Origin of the sequence: Pseudomonas sp. SBT1-2 (assembly GCF_028640875.1) — a bacterium.
GTDB classification, from domain to species: Bacteria; Pseudomonadota; Gammaproteobacteria; order Pseudomonadales; family Pseudomonadaceae; genus Aquipseudomonas; species Aquipseudomonas chlororaphis_I.
The window spans coordinates 38,875-50,696 of the sequence record NZ_JAQZAA010000106.1; the positions used below are offsets into that span (position 1 = coordinate 38,875).

Consider the following 11,822-nt stretch of genomic DNA (forward strand, 5'->3'; position numbering starts at 1 on the left):
TCAAAGGGACGGCTTACTCATGTATCGATCAGTCTCGCTGCGCGCAGTTGTATGTTTGAGCACGCTCTTCCCGGCTGCACTGCTGCAGGCAGCGCCTGATGCCGACGTAGAGGCCCTGAAACAAGAATTACTGGAGCTCAAGCAACGTTACGAAGTGCAGCAGAAAGCCCTGGCGGTATTGGAACAACGGGTACGCCAGGTCGAGGAGCAACCGGCGGCGCCACCACCGAAACGCCTGGCCAAGTCGCCAGCGGACATGCGTGGTAACCAGCAGGTGGCCGGGACCACGAGCAAAGGCCCGACCCCGGCCGGCGGCAGCTCCTACGGGGAATCGCTCAGGGATGATTCGCAACCGGCACAGAGCGTGTCCAACCTGTACGACGAAGCCAGCGGCTTCTTTGGCGGCGGCAAGTTCAGTGTCGAGACCGGCCTGACCTACTCCCGCTACGACACCCGGCAGCTGATTCTCAACGGCTTCCTGGCGCTGGATTCGATCTTCCTCGGCAACATCAACCTGGACCGGATCAAGGCCGACAACTGGACCCTCGACCTCACGGCCCGCTACAACCTGGACAACCGCTGGCAGTTCGATGTCAACGTGCCGGTGATCTACCGCGAGTCGACCTACCAGTCCGGCGGCGCCCAGAACGGCGCGGCGGGCGTCACCAGCGAAAAAACCGTGTCCAAGGACCCGACCCTCGGCGACGTGAACTTCGGCATCGCCTACAAGTTCCTCGACGAGTCGGTCAATACCCCGGACGCGGTGTTGTCCTTGCGCGTCAAGGCGCCGACCGGCGAAGAGCCGTTCGGCATCAAGCTGCGCCAGGTCCAGGACAACACCAACCTGTTCGTCCCGGATGACCTGCCGACCGGTAACGGCGTCTGGTCGATCACCCCCGGTATCACGCTGGTCAAGACCTTCGACCCGGCGGTGCTGTTCGGTACCCTCTCCTACACCCACAACCTGGAAGAATCCTTCGACGACATCAGCTCCACGGTCAACCTGAAGACCCCGGGCAAGGTCAAGCTCGGCGACAGCTTCCAGATCGGCATGGGCATCGCCTTCGCCCTGAACGAGAAGATGAGTATGTCGTTCTCCTTCTCGGACCTGGTCCAGCGCAAGAGCAAGCTCAAGGAAGACGGCGGCGACTGGCAGTCCGTGGTGTCCAGCGATGCCAACGCCGGTTACTTCAACGTCGGCATGACCGTGGCGGCCACCGACAACCTGACCATAGTGCCCAACCTGTCCATCGGCCTGACCGACGATGCGCCGGATTTCACCTTCAGCCTGAAATTCCCCTACTACTTCTAAACACCAGGCAAAAAAAGGCCCGCGGCGATCACCTCGCCGCGGGCCTTTTCGTCGCACCGCCCTAGCGGATCTGATGCTTGTGCAGCAACCGGTAGAAGGTCGGGCGCGATACGCCCAGCACCCTGGCCGCGACACTCAGGTTGTCGCTGTGCCGATTCAACACATCGCACAGGGCCTGGCGCTCGGCCCGGTGCTTGTAGTCCTCCAGCGTGCCCATGGGCGCGATGCTGGCCTGCGGACTGAGCAGCCCCAGGTCCCGGGCCTCGATCTGCCGGCCCTCGGCCAGCACCAGGCCGCGCCGCACCCGGTTGGCCAGCTCGCGGACATTGCCCGGCCAGTCGTGCTTGCCCATGGCCACCAGTGCGTCCTCGCTGAAACTGCGCGGCCGGCGCCCGGTTTCCAGGCTATAGAAGTGGGAAAAATGGCTGGCCAGCATGCCGATATCGCCATGCCGTTCGCGCAATGGTGCGGTAACCACCTGCAACACGTTCAGGCGGTAATACAGGTCTTCGCGAAAGCGCCCCTTGTCGATCGCCGCCTCGAGGTCGACGTGAGTCGCCGCCAGCACCCGTACATCCACCGGGATCGGCTGGCTGCCGCCCACGCGTTCAATGTGTTTTTCCTGCAAAAAGCGCAACAGATTGGCCTGCAGCTCCAGCGGCAGGTCGCCGATTTCGTCGAGAAACAGCGTGCCGCCATGGGCCGCCTCGATACGCCCGACCTTGCGTTGATGGGCGCCGGTGAACGCGCCCTTCTCATGGCCGAACAGTTCGGACTGGATCAGGTGCTCGGGGATCGCCCCACAGTTGATCGCCACGAAGGGCTTGCTGTGGCGCTGCGACTGGCGGTGCAGGGTCCTGGCCACCAGTTCCTTGCCGGTACCGCTTTCGCCGCGAATCAGCACCGGCGACTCGGTGGGCGCCAGTTTGCTCAAGAGTTTGCGCAAGTCGCGGATCGGTCGGCTGTCGCCCAGCAACTCATGCTCGGGCTGAGCGACATGGATGTGCCCCTGGCCACGCAGGCGGGCCATGCCGAAGGCCCGCCCGAGGGTCACCTGGACCCGCGAGACATCGAACGGCAGGGTGTGGAAATCGAAAAACCACTCGCAGACGAAATCGCCGACTTTCTGCAGGCGCAGCACCTCCGGGCTGAGCACCGCGATCCACTCGGTGCCGCTGCGGCTGATCAGGTCCTTGACCGCTTCCGGTCGCTCCAGGTGAAAAGCCTGCAAACGTAGCAAGCCGACGTCACAGCCGCGATCGACGGCCGCTTCCAAGTCACAACTGTCGACATCCCAGCCCGCCGTGCGTAATCCAGGCAGCAGACGATGGCAATCGTCGCACGGGTCAACCACTAAAAGGCGGCGTAAGGCGGTCGCTTCAAGCATGACTGTTCCTTGGCGCCAAAAAGAGGAAAAGTTATTAGAAACAGTAGTTTGGCAAACCTGGCTGTAACATTAGCAATTACTTGACGGGGGTCTTGTATCGATTGTTTATAGCGCCAATCACCATTTGGACTAACTGTTACATGGATCCAAAAGCCTGGTTTAATTCCGTGCGCCAATCTTTCATTCAGCTTTCAAAAGAAGGCTCTGCATCGCGGGTGTGAACAAAAGTTGTAAATTCTGGTCTTTCTATGTGACCTGATCCCTGGTTCGAGACATCAGTACAAGTAACCAGCCGAACGGTAAGCCCAACCGACGGCACATCATTTGATTGGGCACATAGAGAGAAGACCCCATGAACGCCCCGCTCCGTATCAACGAAGCACTTTTGATCGCCGACCGCGCATTCCAGCCATTCCAATGCGTCGCCTGGGCCCCACAAGACGGTAACGGCGAACTGAGCCTGACCGTCATCGACCGCACCAATACCCGTATTGGCCGCAAACAGATTCCAAGCAGCGCCTACTCCGACCCGGCGCAACTGGAAGACCTGCTGAAACAGGCCCGCGCCGAACTGAGCCAGGAAGGTTACAAACTGCAATCCTGGGCCATGCCAGAGTAAGAACACGGACGCAGATCACCTTCGGGTGATCTGCGTTATTTTGTCGCAGTTGATATACCAGCACTTTAGCCAGTTTGCAGAAAGTTCAACTTTCGCGACCTGACTTGCCTCTCTCCCGCCTGTTTCAAGGCGAATCTCCAGACGCTCGTTAAAACCTCTTTATTACCGCCTTAGTCCGTGCCTGACATGGCGCTTTAGTATCTGCCGCACATCCCTCGCCAGGCGCCCCCGATACTCGAGTGTTCCTGAACGAGGGTTGCATCTTGAAACGCCTTACTTCAAACCGCCAAAACGCCGATAGAAACTTTCGCCCACATCCGGCAGCGGACCGTCGGCGTTTTCCAGCGCGTCGTTGAGCCATTCCTCGGCCTTGGCGTAGATCAGGCGATAGATGTTGCGGCACAGCTGGCGCGCCGCCCGGCCTTCCCAGTCACCAGGGAGCAGCTCGTCCGGCAGCTGCGGATCGCGCAGCAGCAGTTTGCGGTATTCGTGGATCAGCAGCAGGCGCGCCAGGAAACAATCGGCCGGTTGCAGCTGCTCCTGCTCGCGCAGCGCTTGCCACAGCGGCCGGAACAACTGGATGAACTCGCTGTAATGAGCCGCCAGCTCGTCGATATTCCAGCTTTCGCGCACCTGCAGGCGCAGCGCCTTGGAGGCCAGCACGTCCTGGGCGGTGGTCTCGAACACAATGGTGTCTTCCTGGGCGCCGAGGTCCACCAGGGTCGCGTTGATATCCGCCCGATCGCTGCGCGGACAGGCCAGCAGCACCGGCGAAATCGCGCCAAAACCTTGCCACTCCAGCTCTTCGCGCACCTGCTTGCGCTTGTCCTGGCCGAGCTGCGACAGCATCACCAGGCACCAGGAACCGTCCCAGGCCGGCACGCTGGCGTTGTAGACCCGCTTGAAGGCCTTGTCGAAACGCCGGCGGCCGGTACCGGTCAGGCTGTAATAGCTGCGGCGCCCGACTTTCTCGGCGGTCAGCCAGCCTTCCTTGGTCAGGCGGAAGATCGAGGTGCGGATCAGTCGCTCGTTGATGCCGATGGGTTCGAGCAACTGGATCAGGCTGCCCAGCCATACCGTACCGCCGTGGGGTTCGATGGCATCGCCGTACAGGGTAATGATCAGGGAACTGGCGCGAATCGGCGTCTGCTCCTGGAAACGGGTCACAAGGTGATTCAAAGGTGCTAGGGACGACATGGGCGTACCGGACAAAAAGGAAGAAATATACCGGGTTTCACCGGCTTGGAGTGGCCTGGAGCGCACGACCCACTGTGCCCTGGTTGTTCACTGGGCGGTATTTTTCGGGCGCAGGCCGCTGTCGGTGATACGCGGGCGATTGGCTTCGGGCTCCGCGAGCGGCTCACAGACCTGCATTTGCTCCAGGCAGCGCCTGGCCAGCTGTTGGTATTCACGGGTGCCGGCCTGCTTCCAGTGCAGCTCTTCGTCGCTGAGGCGGCGTTTGACACTGGCCGGGGCGCCCATGACCAGCGACTGCTCCGCACACTCGAAGCCGGCCTTGACGAAGGCCGCCGCGGACACGAAGCAGCGTGGCGCGATCCGGGCGTTGTCCATCACCACCGCATTCATCCCCACCAGCGCATCGGCGCCGATCCGGCAGCCGTGCAGCACCGCGCCGTGGCCGATATGGCCGTTGCGCTCGACCACCGTGTCGCTGTCGGGAAAGCCGTGCATCACACAGGTGTCCTGCAGGTTGGCCCCCTCCTCCAGCACGATCCGCCCGAAATCGCCGCGCAGGCTGGCCAGCGGGCCGATGTAGCAATGGGCACCGACTATCACGTCGCCGATCAACACGGCGGACGGATGCACATAAGCACTGGGATGGACCACCGGAGTCAGGCCGTCGAGGCTGTAGCAGGTCATGAGGTACTCCTTGGCTAAGCGGCAGTCGACATAGCGCGCAAAGCGATGCCGATCAGGATTTATTTTGTATCACATAAAGCTTAAACGAAAAAGCGGAAAAACAGTATCGCGTCTCTACTCAGCGAAGGCCGCCAGACAAAGGCCACAAACCCCAATAAAACCTGGAAAATCACGACTTGATCGCCCCTCTTCGTCCTGGCGCAACAGACTCAAATCCTCAACATAAAGACACACTAATCATATTTTTACATTGCATTTATGTATCGTATTGGCGATATACTCGGCGAAAACCGGCTCCCCAGCCAATCCAATAATGACCCGGCCCTGCGCCGAGCGTGCACCGTGAGGGCATCCGCCATGCCTCAAACCCTTGCTGTCGAAAACCTCGATGGCGGCGTTCGACTGATTACCCTGCAACGCCCCGCCGCCCTGAATGCCCTGACCACCGAATTGCTCGGCGAACTGGCAGCCGCCCTGGACGCCGCCCAGGCCGACAGCGAGACCCGGGTCGTGGTGCTGACCGGCAGCCGCAAGGCATTCGCCGCCGGCGCCGACATCAATGAAATGGCCGAGCGCGACCTCACCGGCATCCTCAACGACCCGCGCCAGGCTTCCTGGCAGCAGATCACCGGCTTCAGCAAACCGCTGATCGCCGCGGTCAACGGCTTTGCCCTCGGCGGCGGCTGCGAGCTGGCCATGCACGCCGACATCCTGATCGCCGGCGAGGACGCCCGTTTTGGCCAGCCGGAAATCAACCTCGGGATCATGCCCGGCGCCGGCGGCACCCAGCGCCTGCTGCGGGCGGTCGGCAAATCCCTGGCCATGCAGATGGTCCTCGGCGGCGAGTCGATCGATGCCCGCCATGCCTTGCGCGCCGGCCTGGTCAGCGAGGTCACCCAACCGGAACTCACGGTCGAGCGTGCCCTGCAGCTGGCGCGGCTGATCGCCGGCAAGGCGCCGCTGGCCCTGCGCCTGGCCAAGGAGGCACTGCTCAAGGCGCTGGACACCGACCTCGCCAGCGGCCTGCGCTTCGAGCGCCACGCCTTCACGGTGCTGGCCGGCACCCGCGACCGCGAAGAAGGCATCCGCGCCTTCCAGGAAAAACGCCGGCCCAGCTTCACCGGCCACTAGGCCGCCGCAGCGGCCAACGACTCCCACGACCCGTCAGAGAGCGCCAGAACCATGAACTTCGAACACATCCTGTTTTCCGTCGAGGCAGGCGTCGCCCTCCTCAGCCTGAACCGCCCCGAGCAGCTCAACAGCTTCAATGCGCAGATGCATGGCGAGGTCCGCGAAGCGCTCAAGCAGGTGCGCGCCAATCCCGAGGCCCGGGTGCTGCTGTTGACCGGCGAAGGCCGTGGCTTCTGTGCCGGCCAGGACCTGAGCGACCGCAACGTCGCCCCCGGCGCGGAGGTGCCGGACCTGGGCGAGTCCATCGAACGTTTCTACAACCCGCTGATCCGCCAGTTGCGCGACCTGCCGCTGCCGGTGATCTGCGCGGTGAACGGCGTGGCCGCCGGGGCCGGGGCCAACATTCCCCTGGCCTGCGACCTGGTGCTGGCCGGTCGTTCGGCGAGCTTTATCCAGGCGTTCTGCAAGATCGGCCTGATCCCCGACTCCGGCGGAACCTGGACCCTGCCGCGCCTGGTCGGCATGGCGCGGGCCAAGGCCCTGGCCCTGCTGGGCAATCGCCTGACGGCCGAACAGGCCGAGCAATGGGGCCTGATCTATCGCTGCGTCGAAGATGCCGAGTTGCGTGACGAAGCCCTCAAGCTTGCACGCCACCTGGCCACCCAGCCGACCTACGGCCTGGCGCTGATCAAGCGCAGCCTCAACGCCAGCCTGGACAACAGCTTCGACGAACAGCTGGAACTGGAAAAAGACCTGCAACGCCTGGCCGGGCGCAGCGAGGATTACCGCGAAGGCGTGAGTGCCTTCATGGACAAACGCACACCGACCTTCAAGGGGCGCTGAACATGAGCGCACTGACACTCCAGGCCCGTGTCGCGGTGATCGGCGCCGGCGCGATGGGCGCCGGCATCGCCCAGGTCGCGGCCCAGGCCGGCCACCCGGTCTGGCTGCTGGACAACCGCCCGGGCGCCGCGGCGCAAGCCATCGCCGGCATCGACCGGCAACTCGCCAGGCGCGTGGCCAACGGCAAGCTCGACGCCCAGGCGCACAGGGCAACCATGGCCCGGTTGCAGGCCGCCGAATCCATCGAGCAACTGGCCGACAGCGAGCTGATCGTCGAAGCCATCGCCGAGAACCTCGAGGCCAAGCGTGAGCTGTTTCGCCAACTGGAAAGCCTGTGCCGCGACAGTTGCATCCTTGCCAGCAACACCTCTTCGCTGTCGATCACCCGCATCGCCGCCGGCCTGAAGCATCCCGAACGCCTGCTGGGCCTGCACTTTTTCAACCCGGCGCCGGTCATGCCGCTGGTTGAGGTCGTCTCGGGGCTGGCCAGCGACCGGCAACTGGCGCAGCGCCTGTACGACACCGCGACAAACTGGGGCAAGAAGCCGGTGCACACCCGCTCCACCCCGGGCTTTATCGTCAATCGCGTGGCCCGGCCGTTCTACGCCGAAAGCCTGCGCCTGTTGCAGGAAGGCGCCAGCGACTGCGCCACCCTCGACGCCCTGCTGCGCGAAGCCGGTGGTTTTGCCATGGGTGCCTTCGAGCTGACGGACCTGATCGGCCATGACGTCAACTACGCAGTGACCCGCTCGGTCTTCGAGGCCTATTACGGCGACATGCGCTTTCAGCCGTCACTGATCCAGCAGGAACTGGTGGATGCCGGGCATTTCGGCCGCAAGAGCGGCCAGGGCTTCTATTCCTATGCCGAGGGCGCCGAACGCCCAGCCCCTGTCGAGCTGCACAGCGATCAGCCCATCGAACACTGTGTGGTCGAGGGCGACCTGGGGGTTGCCCAAGGTTTGCTGCAACGCCTGCGCGAGTCCGGCGTGCGCCTGGTCGAGCGTGACGGCCCTGGCCTGTTGCGGGTCGGCGACGCGGTACTGGCCGTCAGCGACGGGCGCCTGGCCAGCGAGCGCGCCCGCGACCACGGCTTGAGCAACCTGATCCTGCTGGACCTGGCCCATGACTATGCCAGCGCCGGTCGCCTGGCCATCAGCTGCTGCGCCGGCACCAGCCCACTGGCCCGCGACCAGGCGGTGGCACTGTTGCAACGCGCCGGGTTCAAGGTCAGCCAGCTCAGCGACAGCCCGGGGCTGCTGGTCCTGCGCACCGTGGCGATGCTCGCCAACGAGGCCGCCGACGCCTTGCTGCAAGGCGTGGCCTCGGCGGTGGACATCGACCTGGCGATGCGCGCCGGGGTCAATTACCCCGAAGGCCCCCTGGCCTGGGCCGACCGCCTGGGCCTGCCATGGGTGCTCGAGGTCCTGCAAAACCTGCAGGCCGCCTACGGCGAGGAACGTTATCGGCCGTCCCTGCTGTTGCGCCGCCGGGTTGCCGAAGGGAGGACGCTGCATGCTTGATCACCCTGCCATGAGCCTGGCCAGCGCGTGCGCCCAGAGCCTGTTCAAACGCGACAACGCCAGCCAGGCACTCGGCATGCGCCTGCTGTCGGTGGCGCCCGGCGCCGCCCGGCTGGGCATGAGCGTGCGCGAAGACATGCTGCAGGGCCACGGCACCTGCCACGGCGGCTTGCTGTTCACCCTGGCGGACTCGGCCTTCGCCCTGGCCTGCAATACCTACGACGAAGCCACCGTGGCCATCGGCTGCAGCATCGACTACATCACCCCGGCCCGCCTCGGCGACACCCTGACCGCCGACTGCATCGAGCAAAGCCGCAGCGGCCGCACCGGCAACTACGACGTGCGGATCGAAAACCAGCATGGCGTGCTGATCGCCCTGTTCCACGGCAAATCCTACAAAGTGCGCGGCCCGGTGCTGCCGCAGGAGAACCCCAATGAATGACGCCCTGATCATCGATGCAGTCCGCACCCCCATCGGCCGTTACGGCGGCGCCCTGAGCAGCGTGCGCGCCGACGACCTGGGCGCAGTGCCGTTGCGCGCCCTGATGCAGCGTAATCCCGGGGTCGACTGGAGCCGGGTCGACGAAGTGATCTACGGCTGCGCCAACCAGGCCGGCGAAGACAACCGCAACGTGGCACGCATGTCGGCGCTGCTCGCCGGGTTGCCGGTGGAGGTCCCCGGTACCACCCTCAACCGCTTGTGCGGCTCCGGCCTAGACGCCATCGGCACCGCCGCCCGCGCCCTGCGTTGTGGCGAGGCCCGGCTGGTGCTGGCCGGCGGCGTCGAATCGATGTCCCGCGCGCCGCTGGTGATGGGCAAGGCGCAGACCGCGTTTTCGCGCCAGGCCGAGCTGTTCGACACCACCATCGGCTGGCGCTTCGTCAATCCGCTGATGGAACAAGGCTTCGGCATCGACTCGATGCCGGAAACCGCGGAAAACGTCGCCGCGCAGTTCGGCATTTCCCGCGCCGACCAGGACACCTTCGCCCTGCGCAGCCAGCAGCGGGCCGCGGCGGCGCAAGCCAGCGGACGCCTGGCCAGGGAAATAGTCGCGGTGCCCATTCCCCAGCGCAAAGGCCCGCCGACCCTGGTCGAGCAGGACGAACACCCAAGGGGCGACACCACCCTCGAACAGCTGCAGAAGCTCGGCACGCCATTCCGCCAGGGCGGCAGCGTCACCGCGGGCAACGCCTCGGGGGTCAACGACGGCGCCTGCGCCCTGTTGCTGGCCGATGCAGCAACCGCACAATGCTACGGCCTCAAGGCGCGTGGTCGGGTGGTCGCCATGGCCACCGCCGGGGTCGAGCCACGGATCATGGGCATCGGCCCGGTGCCAGCCACGCGCAAGGTGCTGGAGCTGGCCCGGCTGAGCCTGGCGGACATGGACGTGATCGAACTCAACGAAGCGTTCGCCGCCCAGGGCCTGGCGGTGCTGCGCGAGCTGGGCCTGGCGGACGACGACGGGCGGGTCAACCCCAACGGCGGCGCCATCGCCCTGGGTCACCCCCTGGGCATGAGCGGCGCGCGCCTGGTGACCACCGCGCTGCACGAACTGGAACAACGCCAGGGTCGCTACGCCTTGTGCACCATGTGCATCGGTGTGGGCCAGGGCATCGCCCTGATCGTCGAACGAGTTTAAGACCAGATACACCCGCGCCCGGAGCCCCCGAGGGTATCCTGGGCACAGGCACTCAGGAGCCGCCCGCCGGCGGCTCGACACAACAATAATTCGAGTGAAGCCATGAACATGCCAATTGCCAAAGCCGTGCTTGACCCCCTGCTGGACCCGCTGGAAACCGCCAGCGTCGACCAGTTGCGCCAGCATCAGCTGGAACGCCTGCGCTGGAGCCTGAACCACGCCTACCGGAACGTGCCGCTGTACCGTCAGCGCTTCGACGCGCTGGGCGTGCACCCTGATGATGTGCGCAGCCTGGAGGATCTGGCGAAGTTCCCGTTCACCAGCAAGTCCGACCTGCGCGACAACTACCCCTACGGCATGTTCGCCGTGCCGATCCAGGACGTGGTGAGGCTGCACGCCTCCAGCGGCACCACCGGCAAGCCGACGGTGGTCGGCTACACCCAGAACGACATCGACACCTGGGCCAGGGTGGTCGCGCGCTCGATTCGCGCCGCTGGCGGCCGGCGTGGCGACAAGGTCCATGTGTCCTACGGCTACGGCCTGTTCACCGGCGGCCTGGGGGCGCACTACGGCGCCGAGCGCCTGGGCTGCACGGTGATCCCGATGTCCGGTGGCCAGACCGAAAAACAGGTGCAGCTGATCAAGGACTTCCAGCCAGACATCATCATGGTCACGCCCTCCTACATGCTCAACATCGCCGACGAGATCGAGCGCCAGGGCATCGACCCGCAAAAGCTCGCCCTGCGCCTGGGGATCTTCGGCGCCGAACCCTGGACCGCCGAACTGCGCAGCGCCATCGAACAGCGCCTGGGCATCACCGCGCTGGATATCTACGGGCTCTCGGAAATCATGGGCCCCGGCGTGGCCATGGAATGCGCCGAGACCAAGGACGGGCCGACCATCTGGGAGGACCACTTCTACCCCGAGATCATCGACCCGGTGACCGGCCAGGTGTTGCCGGATGGCCAGATGGGCGAGCTGGTGTTCACCTCGCTGAGCAAGGAAGCCCTGCCGATGATCCGCTACCGCACCCGCGACCTGACCCGCCTGCTGCCCGGTACGGCGCGGCCCATGCGGCGTATCGACAAGATCACCGGGCGCAGCGACGACATGCTGATCATTCGCGGGGTCAACGTGTTCCCCACGCAGATCGAGGAGCAGGTGCTCAAGGTCCGGCAACTCTGCGAATGCTACGAGATCCACCTGTACCGCAACGGCAACCTCGACAGCGTCGAGGTGCATGTGGAGCTCAAGAACGAGCACCGACAGCTGGGCGACGAGCAGCAGAAAGCCATCTGCGACGAACTGAGCCGGCACATCAAGACCTACATCGGCATCAGCTCGCGTATCGTTTTGCGCCCGGCCTTTTCCCTCAAGCGCTCCGAGGGCAAGGCCAGCCACGTGGTGGACAATCGGCGGAAATAGGCCTTTCCAAGCTTAAAGCCCCGCTTCGGCGGGGCTTTTTTTGCCCGAGGGAAAACCCTTGCCG

At 64.5% G+C, this 11,822-nt stretch carries 11 protein-coding genes; 8 read left to right on the top strand and 3 right to left on the bottom strand.

The features are described from left to right. Positions 1-19: 19 nt before the first annotated feature. Positions 20-1,312 carry a transporter gene (locus PVZ78_RS22190; protein WP_009048885.1) on the top strand — a complete coding sequence of 431 codons (1,293 nt, stop codon included), beginning with the start codon at positions 20-22 and terminating at the stop codon, positions 1,310-1,312. Between the two features lie 61 nt (positions 1,313-1,373). Here the strand turns inward: PVZ78_RS22190 and PVZ78_RS22195 are convergent, their stop codons facing one another. Further along, the gene (locus tag PVZ78_RS22195; protein WP_009048884.1) at positions 1,374-2,699 is read right to left on the bottom strand and encodes a sigma-54 dependent transcriptional regulator; all 1,326 of its coding nucleotides are present in this window, start codon (positions 2,697-2,699) and stop codon (positions 1,374-1,376) included. Positions 2,700-3,051: 352 nt separating this feature from the next. On the opposite strand from PVZ78_RS22195, the gene PVZ78_RS22200 reads away from it, so the two are divergent. Further along, positions 3,052-3,318, top strand: coding sequence for a hypothetical protein (locus PVZ78_RS22200; protein WP_009048883.1), 267 nt, complete (start codon positions 3,052-3,054; stop codon positions 3,316-3,318). Between the two features lie 273 nt (positions 3,319-3,591). Here the strand turns inward: PVZ78_RS22200 and paaX are convergent, their stop codons facing one another. Beyond that, positions 3,592-4,515, bottom strand: a complete 924-nt coding sequence (gene paaX / locus PVZ78_RS22205) for a phenylacetic acid degradation operon negative regulatory protein PaaX (RefSeq protein ID WP_009043762.1) — start codon at positions 4,513-4,515, stop codon at positions 3,592-3,594. A gap of 87 nt (positions 4,516-4,602) precedes the next feature. Further along, on the bottom strand, positions 4,603-5,199 hold the full coding sequence (gene paaY / locus PVZ78_RS22210) for a phenylacetic acid degradation protein PaaY (RefSeq protein ID WP_009048880.1): 597 nt from the start codon (positions 5,197-5,199) through the stop codon (positions 4,603-4,605). 357 nt (positions 5,200-5,556) lie between these two features. Between paaY and paaF the strand changes: the two genes are divergently transcribed. The 6 genes from paaF (at position 5,557) to paaK (ending at position 11,758) form a co-directional block, all read left to right on the top strand. Beyond that, positions 5,557-6,330, top strand: coding sequence for a 2,3-dehydroadipyl-CoA hydratase PaaF (paaF, locus tag PVZ78_RS22215; protein ID WP_009048879.1), 774 nt, complete (start codon positions 5,557-5,559; stop codon positions 6,328-6,330). Positions 6,331-6,381: 51 nt separating this feature from the next. Then, a complete protein-coding gene (gene paaG, locus PVZ78_RS22220; RefSeq protein ID WP_009048878.1) occupies positions 6,382-7,173 on the top strand; it encodes a 2-(1,2-epoxy-1,2-dihydrophenyl)acetyl-CoA isomerase PaaG in 792 nt (263 codons plus the stop codon). A gap of 2 nt (positions 7,174-7,175) precedes the next feature. After that, on the top strand, positions 7,176-8,693 hold the full coding sequence (gene paaH, locus PVZ78_RS22225) for a 3-hydroxyacyl-CoA dehydrogenase PaaH (protein ID WP_257373837.1): 1,518 nt from the start codon (positions 7,176-7,178) through the stop codon (positions 8,691-8,693). Continuing rightward, on the top strand, positions 8,686-9,135 hold the full coding sequence (gene paaI, locus PVZ78_RS22230; RefSeq protein WP_273829271.1) for a hydroxyphenylacetyl-CoA thioesterase PaaI: 450 nt from the start codon (positions 8,686-8,688) through the stop codon (positions 9,133-9,135). The genes paaH and paaI overlap by 8 nt, the downstream gene beginning before the upstream one ends. After that, positions 9,128-10,333 carry a 3-oxoadipyl-CoA thiolase gene (gene pcaF / locus PVZ78_RS22235; protein ID WP_273829272.1) on the top strand — a complete coding sequence of 402 codons (1,206 nt, stop codon included), beginning with the start codon at positions 9,128-9,130 and terminating at the stop codon, positions 10,331-10,333. The genes paaI and pcaF overlap by 8 nt, the downstream gene beginning before the upstream one ends. Positions 10,334-10,435: 102 nt before the next feature. Then, entirely contained in the window at positions 10,436-11,758 is a 1,323-nt protein-coding gene (paaK, locus tag PVZ78_RS22240) for a phenylacetate--CoA ligase PaaK (protein WP_273829273.1), read from the top strand. Positions 11,759-11,822: the final 64 nt, after the last annotated feature.